The sequence below is a fragment of the Roseitalea porphyridii genome, assembly GCF_004331955.1.
GTDB lineage: Bacteria > Pseudomonadota > Alphaproteobacteria > Rhizobiales > Rhizobiaceae > Roseitalea > Roseitalea porphyridii.
Window position 1 is genome coordinate 1,702,802 of record NZ_CP036532.1, and the last position, 13,179, is coordinate 1,715,980.

23 protein-coding genes are annotated in these 13,179 nt (G+C 65.1%); all 23 read left to right on the forward strand.

Features of this window, described 5'->3' with window-relative positions; all coding sequences use genetic code 11:
* The first annotated feature begins 17 nt into the window (after nt 1-17).
* Nucleotides 18-2,108: an elongation factor G gene (gene fusA / locus E0E05_RS08290; protein WP_131616280.1), complete on the forward strand. Its 2,091-nt coding sequence runs from the start codon at nt 18-20 to the stop codon at nt 2,106-2,108.
* A gap of 69 nt (nt 2,109-2,177) precedes the next feature.
* Nucleotides 2,178-3,353, forward strand: a complete 1,176-nt coding sequence (tuf, locus tag E0E05_RS08295; RefSeq protein ID WP_131616265.1) for an elongation factor Tu — start codon at nt 2,178-2,180, stop codon at nt 3,351-3,353.
* 72 nt (nt 3,354-3,425) lie between these two features.
* The gene (rpsJ, locus tag E0E05_RS08300; RefSeq protein ID WP_026481640.1) at nt 3,426-3,734 is read left to right on the forward strand and encodes a 30S ribosomal protein S10; all 309 of its coding nucleotides are present in this window, start codon (nt 3,426-3,428) and stop codon (nt 3,732-3,734) included.
* A 110-nt stretch (nt 3,735-3,844) separates the two neighbouring features.
* Nucleotides 3,845-4,558, forward strand: a complete 714-nt coding sequence (gene rplC / locus E0E05_RS08305; protein WP_131616281.1) for a 50S ribosomal protein L3 — start codon at nt 3,845-3,847, stop codon at nt 4,556-4,558.
* Nucleotides 4,558-5,178, forward strand: coding sequence for a 50S ribosomal protein L4 (gene rplD, locus E0E05_RS08310; RefSeq protein ID WP_131616282.1), 621 nt, complete (start codon nt 4,558-4,560; stop codon nt 5,176-5,178). Before rplC ends, rplD begins: the two co-directional genes overlap by 1 nt.
* Nucleotides 5,175-5,468 (forward strand): 50S ribosomal protein L23, encoded by a 294-nt coding sequence (locus E0E05_RS08315; RefSeq protein WP_131616283.1) that lies wholly within the window; start codon nt 5,175-5,177, stop codon nt 5,466-5,468. Before rplD ends, E0E05_RS08315 begins: the two co-directional genes overlap by 4 nt.
* Nucleotides 5,469-5,490: 22 nt before the next feature.
* The gene (gene rplB, locus E0E05_RS08320; RefSeq protein WP_131616284.1) at nt 5,491-6,324 is read left to right on the forward strand and encodes a 50S ribosomal protein L2; all 834 of its coding nucleotides are present in this window, start codon (nt 5,491-5,493) and stop codon (nt 6,322-6,324) included.
* A gap of 12 nt (nt 6,325-6,336) precedes the next feature.
* Nucleotides 6,337-6,615, forward strand: a complete 279-nt coding sequence (gene rpsS, locus E0E05_RS08325) for a 30S ribosomal protein S19 (protein WP_131616285.1) — start codon at nt 6,337-6,339, stop codon at nt 6,613-6,615.
* Between the two features lie 2 nt (nt 6,616-6,617).
* Complete coding sequence (gene rplV / locus E0E05_RS08330; protein WP_131616286.1) at nt 6,618-7,001, forward strand: 50S ribosomal protein L22; 384 nt, start codon at nt 6,618-6,620, stop codon at nt 6,999-7,001.
* Nucleotides 7,001-7,708, forward strand: a complete 708-nt coding sequence (gene rpsC / locus E0E05_RS08335; RefSeq protein WP_131616287.1) for a 30S ribosomal protein S3 — start codon at nt 7,001-7,003, stop codon at nt 7,706-7,708. Before rplV ends, rpsC begins: the two co-directional genes overlap by 1 nt.
* Before the next feature lie 21 nt (nt 7,709-7,729).
* Nucleotides 7,730-8,143, forward strand: a complete 414-nt coding sequence (gene rplP / locus E0E05_RS08340) for a 50S ribosomal protein L16 (RefSeq protein WP_131616288.1) — start codon at nt 7,730-7,732, stop codon at nt 8,141-8,143.
* 11 nt (nt 8,144-8,154) lie between these two features.
* Complete coding sequence (gene rpmC / locus E0E05_RS08345; protein WP_131616289.1) at nt 8,155-8,361, forward strand: 50S ribosomal protein L29; 207 nt, start codon at nt 8,155-8,157, stop codon at nt 8,359-8,361.
* 6 nt (nt 8,362-8,367) lie between these two features.
* Nucleotides 8,368-8,616 (forward strand): 30S ribosomal protein S17, encoded by a 249-nt coding sequence (gene rpsQ / locus E0E05_RS08350; RefSeq protein WP_131616290.1) that lies wholly within the window; start codon nt 8,368-8,370, stop codon nt 8,614-8,616.
* 163 nt (nt 8,617-8,779) lie between these two features.
* Nucleotides 8,780-9,148 (forward strand): 50S ribosomal protein L14, encoded by a 369-nt coding sequence (rplN, locus tag E0E05_RS08355; protein WP_131616291.1) that lies wholly within the window; start codon nt 8,780-8,782, stop codon nt 9,146-9,148.
* 11 nt (nt 9,149-9,159) lie between these two features.
* A complete protein-coding gene (gene rplX, locus E0E05_RS08360) occupies nt 9,160-9,471 on the forward strand; it encodes a 50S ribosomal protein L24 (protein ID WP_131616292.1) in 312 nt (103 codons plus the stop codon).
* Nucleotides 9,464-10,027, forward strand: coding sequence for a 50S ribosomal protein L5 (gene rplE / locus E0E05_RS08365; protein ID WP_131616293.1), 564 nt, complete (start codon nt 9,464-9,466; stop codon nt 10,025-10,027). Before rplX ends, rplE begins: the two co-directional genes overlap by 8 nt.
* Before the next feature lie 25 nt (nt 10,028-10,052).
* Entirely contained in the window at nt 10,053-10,358 is a 306-nt protein-coding gene (gene rpsN / locus E0E05_RS08370; RefSeq protein ID WP_131616294.1) for a 30S ribosomal protein S14, read from the forward strand.
* 12 nt (nt 10,359-10,370) lie between these two features.
* Nucleotides 10,371-10,769 (forward strand): 30S ribosomal protein S8, encoded by a 399-nt coding sequence (gene rpsH / locus E0E05_RS08375; protein ID WP_131616295.1) that lies wholly within the window; start codon nt 10,371-10,373, stop codon nt 10,767-10,769.
* 47 nt (nt 10,770-10,816) lie between these two features.
* Entirely contained in the window at nt 10,817-11,350 is a 534-nt protein-coding gene (gene rplF / locus E0E05_RS08380) for a 50S ribosomal protein L6 (RefSeq protein WP_131616296.1), read from the forward strand.
* Nucleotides 11,351-11,362: 12 nt separating this feature from the next.
* Complete coding sequence (gene rplR, locus E0E05_RS08385) at nt 11,363-11,725, forward strand: 50S ribosomal protein L18 (RefSeq protein ID WP_131616297.1); 363 nt, start codon at nt 11,363-11,365, stop codon at nt 11,723-11,725.
* 98 nt (nt 11,726-11,823) lie between these two features.
* A complete protein-coding gene (rpsE, locus tag E0E05_RS08390) occupies nt 11,824-12,402 on the forward strand; it encodes a 30S ribosomal protein S5 (protein WP_131616298.1) in 579 nt (192 codons plus the stop codon).
* Nucleotides 12,403-12,406: 4 nt separating this feature from the next.
* The gene (gene rpmD / locus E0E05_RS08395; RefSeq protein ID WP_131616299.1) at nt 12,407-12,601 is read left to right on the forward strand and encodes a 50S ribosomal protein L30; all 195 of its coding nucleotides are present in this window, start codon (nt 12,407-12,409) and stop codon (nt 12,599-12,601) included.
* Nucleotides 12,602-12,617: 16 nt separating this feature from the next.
* Nucleotides 12,618-13,112, forward strand: a complete 495-nt coding sequence (gene rplO, locus E0E05_RS08400; protein WP_131616300.1) for a 50S ribosomal protein L15 — start codon at nt 12,618-12,620, stop codon at nt 13,110-13,112.
* Nucleotides 13,113-13,179: the final 67 nt, after the last annotated feature.

Genomic DNA, 13,179 nt, shown 5'->3' on the forward strand with positions numbered 1-13,179 from the left:
AACGAGGCATCCTTCCCATGGCCCGCGACTACGAACTCAAGGACTACCGAAATTTCGGCATCATGGCCCACATCGATGCCGGCAAGACCACGACCACCGAGCGCATCCTGTTCTACACGGGCAAGTCGCACAAGATCGGTGAAGTCCATGACGGCGCCGCCACCATGGACTGGATGGAGCAGGAGCAGGAACGCGGCATCACGATCACGTCGGCCGCCACGACCACCTTCTGGGAAGGCCGCGACGGCAAGAAGCGCCGCTTCAACATCATCGACACGCCTGGCCACGTCGACTTCACCATCGAGGTCGAGCGTTCGCTGCGCGTGCTCGACGGCGCGATTGCGCTGCTCGACGCCAATGCCGGTGTCGAGCCGCAGACCGAGACCGTCTGGCGCCAGGCCAACAAGTACAACGTCCCGCGCATGATCTTCGTCAACAAGATGGACAAGCTCGGCGCCGACTTCTTCCGTTGTGTCACGATGATCGAGGAGCGCCTCGGCGCCAAGCCGGTCGTCATGCAGCTGCCGATCGGCGCCGAGAACGATTTCGCCGGCGTCATCGACCTGATCGAGATGAAGGCGCTGATCTGGAAGTCCGAGAACCTGGGCGCCGAGTGGGACATCCACGAGATCCCCGCCGATCTGGCCGACCAGGCCGCCGAATATCGCGAGAAGCTGATCGAGACCGTCGTCGAGATGGATGACGACGCGATGGAAGCCTATCTCGAGGGCACCGAGCCGGACAACGACACGATCCGCAAGCTGATCCGCAAGGGCACCTGTGGCGTCGAGTTCTTCCCGGTTTTCTGCGGTTCGGCCTTCAAGAACAAGGGTGTGCAGCCGCTTCTTGATGCAGTGGTTGATTTCCTGCCGAGCCCGATCGAGGTCGCCTCGATCCGCGGTATCGACGCCAAGACCGGCGAGGAAACCACCCGCAAATCGTCCGACGACGAGCCGCTGTCCATGCTCGCCTTCAAGATCATGAACGACCCGTTCGTCGGCTCGCTCACCTTCTGCCGCATCTATTCGGGCAAGCTCGAAACCGGTTCGTCGCTGATGAACACGGTCAAGGAGAAGCGCGAGCGCATCGGCCGCATGCTACAGATGCACTCCAACTCGCGCGAGGACATCAAGGAAGCTTTCGCCGGCGACATCGTCGCGATCGCGGGCCTGAAGGAAACCACCACGGGCGACACGCTGTGCGATCCGCTCAAGCCGGTGATCCTGGAGCGCATGGAGTTCCCCGATCCGGTGATCTCGATCGCCGTCGAGCCCAAGACCAAGGGCGACCAGGAGAAGATGGGCCTGGCGCTGAACCGGCTGGCCGCCGAGGATCCGTCCTTCCGCGTCAAGTCGGACGAGGAATCGGGCCAGACGATCATCTCGGGCATGGGCGAATTGCACCTCGACATCATCGTCGACCGCATGAAGCGCGAGTTCAAGGTCGAGGCCAATGTCGGCGCGCCGCAGGTCGCCTACCGCGAGACGATCACCCGCGAGACCGAGATCGACTACACCCACAAGAAGCAGTCGGGTGGTTCGGGCCAGTTCGCGCGCGTCAAGATCAAGTTCGAGCCGAACCCCGATGGCGACGATTTCGTGTTCGAAAGCGTCGTGGTCGGCGGCAACGTGCCCAAGGAATACATTCCGGGCGTCGAAAAGGGCATCAATTCGGTGCTCGACTCCGGTCCGGTCGCCGGCTTCCCGATGCTCGGCGTCAAGGCGACGCTGCTGGACGGCGCCTACCACGACGTCGACTCCTCGGTCCTGGCCTTCGAGATCGCCGCTCGCGCGGCTTTCCGCGAAGGCGCGCAGAAGGCCGGTGCACAGCTGCTCGAGCCGATCATGAAGGTCGAGGTCGTCACCCCCGAAGACTACATGGGCGACGTAATCGGCGACTTGAACTCGCGGCGCGGCCAGATCGCCGGTACCGAGACGCGCGGCGTCGACACGGTGATCAGCGCCATGGTGCCGCTCGCCAACATGTTCGGCTACGTCAACTCGCTGCGCTCGATGAGCCAGGGGCGGGCGCAGTACACCATGCACTTCGACCATTATGACCCGGTGCCGCAGGCCGTGGCCCAGGAAATCCAGGCGAAATACGCCTGACCGCAACCTGCCGCTCGCCGGCGCGAAACGAACCAGTATCGGCCCGCAAGGGTCCAGATGGAGTAGAAAATGGCCAAGGAAAAGTTTGAGCGGAACAAGCCGCATGTGAACATCGGCACGATCGGTCACGTCGACCATGGCAAGACGTCGCTGACGGCGGCGATCACCAAGTTCTTCGGTGACTTCAAGGCCTATGACCAGATCGACGCCGCGCCCGAGGAGAAGGCGCGCGGCATCACGATCTCGACGGCGCATGTGGAGTACGAGACCGATGCGCGCCACTATGCGCACGTCGACTGCCCGGGCCACGCCGACTACGTCAAGAACATGATCACGGGCGCCGCGCAGATGGACGGCGCGATCCTTGTGGTCTCGGCCGCTGACGGCCCGATGCCGCAGACCCGCGAGCACATCCTTCTGGCCCGCCAGGTCGGCGTTCCGGCGATCGTGGTGTTCCTGAACAAGGTCGACCAGGTCGACGACGAGGAACTGCTCGAGCTGGTCGAGATGGAAGTGCGCGAGCTTCTGTCGTCCTACGACTTCCCCGGCGACGACATTCCGGTGGTCAAGGGCTCGGCGCTGGCGGCGCTTGAAGACAGCAACGCCGAGATCGGCGAGAAGGCGATCCGCGAGCTGATGGCCGCCGTTGACGAGCACATCCCGACACCCGAGCGTCCGATCGACCAGCCGTTCCTGATGCCGATCGAGGACGTGTTCTCGATCTCGGGCCGCGGCACGGTGGTGACCGGCCGCGTCGAGCGCGGCGTGATCAATGTGGGCGACGAGATCGAGATCGTCGGCATCCGCGACACCAAGAAGACGACCTGCACGGGCGTGGAGATGTTCCGCAAGCTGCTCGACCGCGGCGAGGCGGGCGACAACATCGGCGCGCTGCTGCGCGGTGTCGAGCGCGACGGCGTCGAGCGCGGCCAGGTTCTGGCCAAGCCGGGCTCGGTGACCCCGCACAAGAAGTTCGCCGCCGAGGCCTACATCCTGACCAAGGAAGAGGGTGGCCGCCACACGCCGTTCTTCAACAAGTACCGTCCGCAGTTCTACTTCCGCACGACGGACGTGACCGGCGAGGTGACGCTTCCCGAGGGCACCGAGATGGTGATGCCGGGCGACAATGCGGAGATGAACGTCGAGCTGATCACGCCGATCGCGATGGAAGAGCGCCTGCGCTTCGCCATCCGCGAGGGCGGCCGCACCGTCGGCGCCGGCATCGTCGCAAAGATCATCGAGTGACGCCGCACCACACGCTTTGGGGGCGCGGCACGAAGCTGCCGCGCTCTTTGATTTGAACGAGGAATTGGTCCCATGAACGGCCAGAACATTCGCATCCGCCTGAAGGCCTTCGACCATCGCGTGCTGGATGCGTCGACCCGCGAGATCGTTTCGACCGCCAAGCGCACCGGCGCAGGCGTGCGTGGCCCCGTGCCGCTGCCCACCCGCATCGAGAAGTTCACGGTCAACCGGTCGCCGCACATCGACAAGAAGAGCCGCGAGCAGTTCGAGATGCGCACGCACAAGCGCCTGCTCGACATCGTCGACCCGACCCCGCAGACCGTCGACGCGCTGATGAAGCTCGACCTCGCCGCGGGCGTGGATGTGGAAATCAAGTTGTAGGGAGTGGGTCGCAGTCCGTTGTCCGCCGGTCGTCCCGATCGCGCACAGACCCGGACCGCATGTTCGAATGACGAATAACGACCGACGACCGACGAATGAGGAATGAACCGATGCGTTCAGGAGTGATTGCACAAAAGCTCGGCATGACGCGCGTCTACACCGACGAGGGCGTCAACCTGCCGGTGACCGTGCTCCGGCTGGAGAACTGCCAGGTCGTGGCGCAGCGCACCGCCGACACGCATGGCTATGACGCCGTGCAGCTCGGCGTGGGCTTTGCCAAGCCCAAGAACGTCTCCCGTGCCATGCGCGGCCATTTCGCCAAGGCCAATGTCGAGCCCAAGCGCAAGCTCGCCGAGTTCCGCGTGTCGGCCGACAACATGCTCGACGTCGGCGCCGAACTGGTTGCCAGCCACTTCGTGCCCGGTCAGAAGGTTGACGTCACCGGCGTCAGCCAGGGCAAGGGCTTTGCCGGTGTCATGAAGCGCCACAATTTCGGTGGTGGTCGTGCCACGCACGGCAACTCGATCTCGCACCGGTCGCACGGTTCGACCGGCCAGTGCCAGGACCCCGGCAAGGTGTTCAAGGGCAAGAAGATGGCCGGCCATATGGGCGCCAAGCGCGTGACCACGCAGAACCTCGAGATCGTCTCGACCGACGACGACCGTGGCCTGATCCTGGTCAAGGGCGCGATCCCTGGCTCCAAGGGCGCCTGGATCCTCGTCCGCGACGCGGTCAAGCAGCCGGTTCCGTCCGAGGCGCCGATGCCGGCCGCCCTGCGCGCCGCCGCTGCCGCCGAAGCCCCCGCCCAGGAGGGAGCCGAATAATGGAACTCGCAGTCACCACGCTCGCCGGCAAGTCGGCCGGCAAGATCACGCTGAAGGACGACGTGTTCGGTCTCGAGCCGCGCGCCGACATCCTGCAGCGCATGGTGCAGTACCAGCTCGCCAAGAAGCGCGCCGGCACGCACAAGACCAAGGGCCGTTCGGAAATCGCCAAGACCGGCGCCAAGATGTACCGCCAGAAGGGCACCGGCCGGGCACGGCATTCGTCGGCGCGCGCGCCGCAGTTCCGTGGCGGCGGCAAGGCGCACGGCCCGGTCGTTCGCGACCACGCCATCGACCTTCCCAAGAAGGTGCGCGCGCTGGCCCTGCGCCACGCGCTGTCGGCCAAGGCGAAGGATGGCGGCCTGATCATCGTCGACGAACTGGCCGCCAAGGACGCCAAGACCAAGTCGCTCGCCAAGATGTTCGAGGGTCTGGGTCTTGCCAACGCGCTGGTCATCGGCGGTGCCGAACTGGACGACGGCTTCCGCAAGGCGGCCGCCAACATCGCCAATGTCGACGTGCTGCCGATCGCCGGCATCAATGTCTATGACATTTTGCGCCGCCACACGCTGGTCCTTTCCAAGGACGCCGTGGCGGCTCTCGAGGAGCGCTTCCAATGACTGATCTTCGCCATTACGACGTGCTCGTCTCGCCGGTGATCACCGAAAAGTCGACGCTCGTTTCCGACAACAACCAGGTTGTCTTCAACGTCGCGCGCGATGCGTCCAAGCCCGAGATCAAGGCGGCCGTCGAGGCGCTGTTCTCGGTCAAGGTCACCGCGGTCAACACGCTGATCCGCAAGGGCAAGACCAAGCGCTTCCGCGGCATCAAGGGACGTCAGTCCGACAAGAAGATGGCGGTCGTGACGCTGGCCGAGGGCCAGTCGATCGACGTCGCAACGGGCCTGTGAGCGGGTTCGGGGAGTTAGCAAGATGGCACTGAAGAAATTCAAACCCTCGACCCCGGGCCAGCGCCAACTGGTCATCGTCGACCGGTCGGGCCTGCACAAGGGCGCGCCGGTCAAGACGCTGACCGAGGGGCTGACCAAGTCGGGCGGTCGCAACAATGCCGGCCGGATGACCACCCGCCACATCGGCGGCGGTCACAAGCGGACCTATCGGCGCGTCGACTTCAAGCGGCGCAAGCACGACATGTCGGCGACGGTCGAGCGGCTCGAATACGATCCCAACCGCACCGCCTTCATCGCGCTGATCAAGTATGACGATGGCGAGCTGAGCTACATCCTTGCGCCGCAACGCCTGCAGCCGGGCGACAAGGTCGTCGCCGGCCAGCGCGTCGACGTCAAGCCGGGCAATGCGATGCCGCTGAGCGCGATGCCGGTCGGAACGATCGTGCACAATGTCGAGCTCAAGCCCGGCAAGGGTGGCCAGATGGCACGGTCCGCCGGCGCCTATGCGCAGCTCGTCGGCCGCGACCAAGGCATGGCGATCCTGCGCCTGAACTCGGGCGAGCAGCGCCTCGTGCAGCAATCGTGCTTCGGCACGGTCGGCGCGGTCTCCAATCCGGACCACGCCAACACCAATCTGGGCAAGGCCGGCCGCAAGCGCTGGCTCGGCCGCCGTCCGCATGTGCGCGGCGTCGTCATGAACCCGGTCGACCACCCCCATGGCGGCGGCGAAGGCCGCACCTCGGGCGGTCGCCACCCGGTCACCCCCTGGGGCAAGCCGACCAAGGGCAAGCGGACGCGCTCGAACAAGCAGACCGACAAGTTCATCATGCGCTCGCGCCACCAGCGCAAGAAGTAAAGGTAGTACCCCATGGCCCGTTCAGTCTGGAAAGGCCCGTTCGTCGACGGTTACCTGCTCAAGAAGGCCGAGAAGGCCCGCGAGAGCGGCCGCAACGACGTCATCAAGATCTGGAGCCGGCGCTCGACGATCATGCCGCAGTTCGTCGGCCTGACCTTCGGCGTCTACAACGGCCAGAAGCACATTCCGGTCTCCGTGTCCGAGGACATGGTCGGCCACAAGTTCGGCGAGTTCGCGCCGACGCGCACCTATTTCGGCCATGGCGCGGACAAGAAGGCGAGAAGGAAGTAACGATGGGCAAGCCGAAGGCAGAACGGCGGCTGGCGGACAACGAAGCCCGCGCTGTGGCGCGGATGGTCCGCGTCAGCCCGCAGAAACTCAATCTGGTCGCCCAGATGATCCGCGGCAAGAAGGTCGACGCGGCGCTGGCCGATCTCGAATTCTCGCGCAAGCGCATTGCCGGCACCGTCCGCAAGACGCTGGAATCGGCGATCGCCAATGCCGAGAACAATCACGATCTCGACGTCGACGCGCTCGTCGTCTCGGAAGCCTATGTGGGCAAGTCGATCGTCATGAAGCGCTTCCATGCGCGCGGTCGCGGCCGGGCGAGCCGGATCATGAAACCGTTCTCGCACCTGACGATCGTGGTGCGTGAAGTCCAAGAGGAGGTCGCCTGATGGGCCAGAAGATCAATCCGGTCGGGTTCCGCCTCGGCGTCAACCGCACCTGGGATTCGCGCTGGTACGCCAACACCGGCGAATACGGCCAGCTGCTGCACGAGGATCTGAAGATCCGCGAATATCTGGAGAAGGAGCTCAAGCAGGCTGCCGTCTCCAAGATCGTGATCGAGCGTCCGCACAAGAAGTGCCGCGTGACCATCCACTCGGCGCGTCCGGGCCTGATCATCGGCAAGAAGGGCGCCGACATCGAGAAGCTGCGCCGCAAGCTGGCCCAGTTCACCGATGCCGAGACCGTGCTGAACATCGTCGAGGTCCGCAAGCCGGAGATCGACGCGACGCTGGTCGCCCAGTCGATCGCCCAGCAGCTCGAGCGCCGGGTCGCCTTCCGCCGCGCCATGAAGCGCGCCGTGCAGTCGGCCATGCGCCTTGGCGCCCAGGGCATCCGGATCAACTCGGCAGGCCGTCTTGGCGGCGCCGAGATCGCCCGCACCGAATGGTATCGCGAAGGCCGGGTGCCGCTGCACACGCTGCGCGCCGATGTCGACTACGGCACGGCCGAAGCGGAAACCGCGTACGGCATCATCGGCATCAAGGTGTGGATCTTCAAGGGCGAGATCCTCGAGCACGACCCGATGGCGTCCGAACGCCGCGCCACCGAGCAGGACGGTCCGGGTTCCGGCCCGCGCCGCCGCGAGAACGCCTGATCGCGGGCAGGAGTGAAGTAGATGTTGCAACCCAAACGGACAAAGTTCCGCAAGCAGTTCAAGGGCAAGATCCGCGGGATCGCCAAGGGCGGCACCGAGCTGAACTTCGGCGCCTACGGCCTGAAGGCGCTCGAGCCCAACCGCGTCAACGCCCGCGAGATCGAGGCCGCCCGCCGCGCCATCACGCGTCACATGAAGCGTGCCGGCCGCGTGTGGATCCGCATCTTCCCGGACGTGCCGGTCACCTCCAAGCCGACCGAGGTGCGCATGGGCAAGGGCAAGGGTTCGGTCGACTACTGGGCCGCCCGCGTCAAGCCGGGCCGTGTGATGTTCGAGATCGACGGCGTGCCCGAGGATATCGCGCGCGAAGCGCTGCGCCTTGGTGCGGCCAAACTGTCGGTCAAGACGCGCTTCATCCAGCGCATCGCCGAATAGGAGTGGAGCCGATGAAATCCGCAGACGTCCGGGCGATGACCGCCGACGAACTGGCCGACAAGCTGGCCGAACTGAAGAAGGAGCAGTTCTCGTTGCGCTTCCAGGCGGCGACGGGACAGCTCGAGAACTCGGCGCGCGTGCGCCAGGTGCGTCGCGACATCGCGCGCATCAAGACGATTGCCGCCGAAAAGGCCAACGGCGCCAAGGCGCAGGGATAAACGACAATGCCGAAACGAATTTTGCAGGGTGTCGTGGTCAGCGACAAGAACGACAAGACGGTCGTCGTGCGCGTCGAGCGTCGCTTCGCACACCCCTTGATGAAGAAGACGGTGCGCCGCACCAAGCGGTACCAGGCCCATGACGAGAACAACCAGTTCAAGGTGGGCGACATGGTGCGGATCATCGAGTGCGCGCCGGTCTCGCGGAACAAGCGCTGGGCGGTGGTGACCGACCAGGCTGCGGCCGAGGCCTAGGAAGATCGCGCCCGGCTCGTCCGGGCAAGGTAGGGGCGCTGCGGCGTCGGTATGCAGGAAGGACGTCACGGACCTGGGTCCGTCGTCCGAGCTGCGGCAAACGAGGATGAGGCGGCCACGCAATGGCGTGATCGCCAGAAAAGAACAACAAGGGCATCGCGTCATGATTCAGATGCAGACAAATCTCGATGTCGCCGACAATTCCGGCGCGCGCCGCGTCCAGTGCATCAAGGTGCTGGGCGGCTCCAAGCGAAAGTACGCCTCGGTGGGCGACATCATCGTCGTCTCGGTCAAGGAGGCGATCCCGCGTGGCCGCGTCAAGAAGGGCGATGTCATGAAGGCGGTCGTCGTGCGCACCGCCAAGGACATTCGTCGCCAGGACGGCAGCGTGATCCGCTTCGACGGAAACGCCGCCGTGCTCGTCAACAACAACCGGGAACCGGTCGGCACCCGCATCTTCGGTCCTGTGCCGCGCGAACTGCGCGCCAAACAGCACATGAAGATCATCTCGCTGGCCCCCGAAGTGCTGTAAGGACAGGTCCGATGCAGAAGATCAAGAAGGGCGACGAAGTCGTCGTGCTCGCCGGCAAGGACAAGGGCCGCAAGGGCAGCGTCATCCAGGTCATGCCGAAGGACGGCAAGGCGCTGGTGTCGGGCATCAACATGGTCAAGCGCCACCAGAGCCAGACGCCCTCGCGCGAGGCCGGCATCATCGCCAAGGAAGCGCCGATCGACCTGTCGAACCTGGCGATCGCCGACCCCAAGGACGGCAAGCCGACCCGCGTCGGCTTCCGCGTCGAAGATGGAAAGAAAGTGCGCTTCGCCAAGCGCTCCGGAGAACTGATCGATGGCTGATACCGCTTACGAGCCCCGGCTGAAGGCCCAATATCGGGACGCCATTCGCGGCCAGATGCGCGAGCGTTTCGACTACGCCAACGTCATGGAAATCCCGACGGTCACCAAGATCGTCGTGAACATGGGCGTCGGCGACGCCGTGACCGATTCCAAGCGGCCGACAACGGCGGCGGACGAATTGTCGCTGATCACCGGTCAGCGCGCCGTCGTCACGCGCGCCCGCAACTCGATCGCCGGCTTCAAGGTGCGCGAGGGCATGCCGCTCGGCGCCAAGGTGACGCTGCGTGGCAACCGCATGTTCGAGTTCATGGACCGGCTGATCAACATCGCGCTGCCGCGCGTGCGCGACTTCCGGGGCCTGAACCCCAAGAGCTTCGATGGCCGCGGCAACTTCGCCATGGGCCTCAAGGAGCACATCGTCTTCCCCGAGATCAACTACGACAAGGTCGAGAAGGTCCGGGGTATGGACATCATCGTTTGTACGAGTGCCAAGACGGACGACGAAGCACGCGAACTCCTGCGTGCCTTCAACTTCCCGTTCGCCCAGCAGCACTAACGGCAGGCGTAGAAAGGAAAGCCAGATGGCAAAAGTCAGTGCAATCGAAAAGAACAAGCATCGCCGCAAGCTTGCCGACCGGTATGCCGGCAAGCGCGCCGAGCTGAAGGCGATCGTGATGGACCGTTCGCGCCCGATCGAGGAGCGCTTCCGCGCAACGCTCAAGCTGAGCGAACTGCCGCGCAACTCGGCGCCCTCGCGTATCCGCAACCGTTGCGAGGTGTCGGGCCGTCCGCGCGGCTACTATCGCAAGCTGAAGATGTCGCGCATCGCGCTTCGCGAACTCGGTTCGCTCGGCAAGGTGCCGGGCGTCGTCAAGTCGAGCTGGTAAGGGGAGGCTGCAATGTCGGTTTCTGATCCCGTCGGCGATATGCTGACCCGCATCCGCAATGGCCTTCATCGGCACAAGAATTCGATCTCGACGCCGGCCTCCAAGCTGCGCGCGCGCATCCTCGACGTGCTGCAGTCCGAAGGCTACATCCGCGGCTACAGCCAGGTCGAGTTCGACAGCGGCAAGTCGGAATTCGAGATCGAGCTCAAGTACTACGAGGGCGATCCGGTGATCCGCAAGATCGAGCGCGTTTCCAAGCCCGGTCGCCGGGTCTATGTCGGCGCCAAGTCGATCGAACATGTCGCCAACGGTCTGGGCATCGCCATCCTGTCGACGCCGCAGGGCGTGATGGCTGACCATGAGGCGCGCGAGAAGAACGTCGGCGGGGAGTATCTGTGCCGGGTCTTCTAGGCCCGCACATATCCTCAACCGAACTGTAAGAACGGACGGATAAGACCATGTCTCGTATCGGAAAGAAGCCGGTCGCCATTCCCGACGGCGTGACCGCCTCGGTGGACGGGCAGACCGTGACCGCCAAGGGTCCGAAGGGCGAACTGACCTATGTCGTCAACGACGAGGTGCTGGTCGCCATGGAAGAAGGCGCGATCACCGTCGAGCCGCGCCAGCAGAGCAAGGACGCGCGCTCCAAATGGGGCATGTCGCGCACCATGCTGCAGAACATCATGACCGGCGTGAAGGACGGTTTCGAGCGCAAGCTCGAGATCAACGGCGTCGGCTATCGCGCGGCGATGCAGGGCAGCAAGCTGCAGCTCGCGCTCGGTTACAGCCATGACGTGATCTACGAACTGCCGCAGGGCGTTTCGGCGGCCACGCCCAAGCCGACCGAGATCGTGCTGAACGGCATCGACAAGCAGCAGCTTGGCCAGGTCGCAGCCGAGATCCGCGAATTCCGGCCGCCCGAGCCCTACAAGGGCAAGGGTGTCAAGTACGCCGAGGAAACGATTGTCCGCAAGGAAGGCAAGAAGAAGTAAGGAACCGCACCCATGCCAGCTTCCAAACAGGCCCTGGTCAAGCGCGCCGGCCGCGTGCGGCGCCAGATCAAGAAGGTCGCAAACGGCCGGCCGCGGCTTTCCGTGTTCCGGTCGTCCAAGAACATCTATGCGCAGGTCATCGACGACAGCGCCGGCCGCACCCTGGCCGCCGCTTCGACGCTCGATGCCGATCTGAAGAAGGCGCTCAAGACCGGCGCCGATTCAGACGCCGCCGCCGCGGTCGGCAAGCTCGTCGCCGAGCGTGCCACCAAGGCCGGCGTGACCGAGGTCATCTTCGACCGCGGCGCCTATCTCTATCATGGCCGCGTCAAGGCGCTGGCCGATGCCGCCCGCGAGGGTGGCCTGAGCTTCTGATCACCGGCGCCGGACGGGCAGGGGACACCGATCCCCGTCCGGCCGTCGCTCCATGACAACCAACCGCCAGTAACCGGAAAAGAACAAAGGACAAGGACATGGCACAGCAGCCACAGGAGCGCGGCGGACGCGGACGTGACCGCCGGCGTGACCGCGAGGAAGCCGACAGCGAATTCGTCGACAAGCTCGTCCACATCAACCGCGTCGCCAAGGTTGTCAAGGGCGGCCGTCGCTTCGGCTTTGCCGCGCTCGTCGTCGTCGGCGACCAGAAGGGCCGGGTCGGCTTCGGCCACGGCAAGGCGCGCGAAGTGCCCGAGGCGATCCGCAAGGCGACCGAGAGCGCCAAGCGCGACATGATCTTCGTGCCGCTGCGTTCGGGCCGGACGCTTCACCATGACGTCGAGGGCCGCCACGGCGCGGGCAAGGTGCTGCTGCGCGCCGCACCGGCCGGTACCGGCATCATCGCCGGCGGCCCGATGCGCGCCGTGTTCGAGACCGTGGGCATGCAGGACGTCGTCGCCAAGTCGACCGGCACCTCCAACCCCTACAACATGATCCGCGCCACCTTCGACGCGCTCAAGCGCCAGATGCACCCCAAGGACATCGCGGCCCAGCGCGGCATCAAGCATTCCACGCTCCAGGCACGTCGCCGCGAGCTGATCGGCGCCGAGGAATAAGACCATGGCCGATGCGAAGAAGACCCTCACCGTCGAGCAGATCGGTTCGCCGATCCGCCGCCCGGCCGACCAGCGCCAGACGCTGATCGGGCTTGGCCTGAACAAGATGCACCGCCGCCGCACGCTGGAAGACACCCCTGCCGTGCGCGGCATGATCCACAAGGTGCGCCATCTGGTGCGCATCGTGGACGAACAATAAGTTCCGGAGTGAACCGATGAAACTCAACGAACTGAGCGACAATGAAGGCGCCCGCACACGCCGCGTGCGCGTCGGCCGCGGCATCGGCTCGGGCAAGGGCAAGACCTCGGGCCGTGGCGTCAAGGGTCAGAAGTCGCGTTCGGGCGTCGCGCTGAAGGGCTTCGAGGGCGGCCAGAACCCGCTCTACCGGCGCCTGCCCAAGCGTGGCTTCACGGCCCCGTTCGCCACCGACTACAACATCGTCTCGATCGCCCGGCTCGAACAGGCCGTCGAAGCCGGCAAGCTGGACGCCAAGAAGCCGGTCACGGCCGAGGCGCTCGTCGAGGCTGGCGTGCTGCGCCGGGTCAAGGACGGCGTCCGCGTGCTCGCCGATGGCGATGCCAAGACGAAGTTCGATCTGCAGGTCGCCGGGGCATCCAGGTCGGCCGTCGAGAAGATCGAGAAGGCCGGCGGCAAGGTCACCATCCTTGCGCCGAAGGCCGCCTCGGACGCCGGCAAGGCCGAAAACTGATCGCGTGATCGTGTGAGCCCGGCATCGCGCCGGGCTCACTTACCGCTTGCGCCCCTCCGGGCCAGCG

What these genes read in the sequence shown, in the direction of transcription:
- rpsC (WP_131616287.1), top strand. Translation starts at nt 7,001, where the DNA reads ATGGGCCAGAAGATCAATCCGGTCGGGTTCCGCCTCGGCGTCAACCGC.
- rplN (WP_131616291.1), top strand. Translation starts at nt 8,780, where the DNA reads ATGATTCAGATGCAGACAAATCTCGATGTCGCCGACAATTCCGGCGCG.
- rplO (WP_131616300.1), top strand. Translation starts at nt 12,618, where the DNA reads ATGAAACTCAACGAACTGAGCGACAATGAAGGCGCCCGCACACGCCGC.
- rpmD (WP_131616299.1), top strand. Translation starts at nt 12,407, where the DNA reads ATGGCCGATGCGAAGAAGACCCTCACCGTCGAGCAGATCGGTTCGCCG.
- rplE (WP_131616293.1), top strand. Translation starts at nt 9,464, where the DNA reads ATGGCTGATACCGCTTACGAGCCCCGGCTGAAGGCCCAATATCGGGAC.
- rplR (WP_131616297.1), top strand. Translation starts at nt 11,363, where the DNA reads ATGCCAGCTTCCAAACAGGCCCTGGTCAAGCGCGCCGGCCGCGTGCGG.
- rplV (WP_131616286.1), top strand. Translation starts at nt 6,618, where the DNA reads ATGGGCAAGCCGAAGGCAGAACGGCGGCTGGCGGACAACGAAGCCCGC.
- rplP (WP_131616288.1), top strand. Translation starts at nt 7,730, where the DNA reads ATGTTGCAACCCAAACGGACAAAGTTCCGCAAGCAGTTCAAGGGCAAG.
- rplX (WP_131616292.1), top strand. Translation starts at nt 9,160, where the DNA reads ATGCAGAAGATCAAGAAGGGCGACGAAGTCGTCGTGCTCGCCGGCAAG.
- rplD (WP_131616282.1), top strand. Translation starts at nt 4,558, where the DNA reads ATGGAACTCGCAGTCACCACGCTCGCCGGCAAGTCGGCCGGCAAGATC.
- rpsS (WP_131616285.1), top strand. Translation starts at nt 6,337, where the DNA reads ATGGCCCGTTCAGTCTGGAAAGGCCCGTTCGTCGACGGTTACCTGCTC.
- rplF (WP_131616296.1), top strand. Translation starts at nt 10,817, where the DNA reads ATGTCTCGTATCGGAAAGAAGCCGGTCGCCATTCCCGACGGCGTGACC.
- rplB (WP_131616284.1), top strand. Translation starts at nt 5,491, where the DNA reads ATGGCACTGAAGAAATTCAAACCCTCGACCCCGGGCCAGCGCCAACTG.
- E0E05_RS08315 (WP_131616283.1), top strand. Translation starts at nt 5,175, where the DNA reads ATGACTGATCTTCGCCATTACGACGTGCTCGTCTCGCCGGTGATCACC.
- rpsE (WP_131616298.1), top strand. Translation starts at nt 11,824, where the DNA reads ATGGCACAGCAGCCACAGGAGCGCGGCGGACGCGGACGTGACCGCCGG.
- rplC (WP_131616281.1), top strand. Translation starts at nt 3,845, where the DNA reads ATGCGTTCAGGAGTGATTGCACAAAAGCTCGGCATGACGCGCGTCTAC.
- rpmC (WP_131616289.1), top strand. Translation starts at nt 8,155, where the DNA reads ATGAAATCCGCAGACGTCCGGGCGATGACCGCCGACGAACTGGCCGAC.
- rpsJ (WP_026481640.1), top strand. Translation starts at nt 3,426, where the DNA reads ATGAACGGCCAGAACATTCGCATCCGCCTGAAGGCCTTCGACCATCGC.
- rpsH (WP_131616295.1), top strand. Translation starts at nt 10,371, where the DNA reads ATGTCGGTTTCTGATCCCGTCGGCGATATGCTGACCCGCATCCGCAAT.
- fusA (WP_131616280.1), top strand. Translation starts at nt 18, where the DNA reads ATGGCCCGCGACTACGAACTCAAGGACTACCGAAATTTCGGCATCATG.
- rpsQ (WP_131616290.1), top strand. Translation starts at nt 8,368, where the DNA reads ATGCCGAAACGAATTTTGCAGGGTGTCGTGGTCAGCGACAAGAACGAC.
- rpsN (WP_131616294.1), top strand. Translation starts at nt 10,053, where the DNA reads ATGGCAAAAGTCAGTGCAATCGAAAAGAACAAGCATCGCCGCAAGCTT.
- tuf (WP_131616265.1), top strand. Translation starts at nt 2,178, where the DNA reads ATGGCCAAGGAAAAGTTTGAGCGGAACAAGCCGCATGTGAACATCGGC.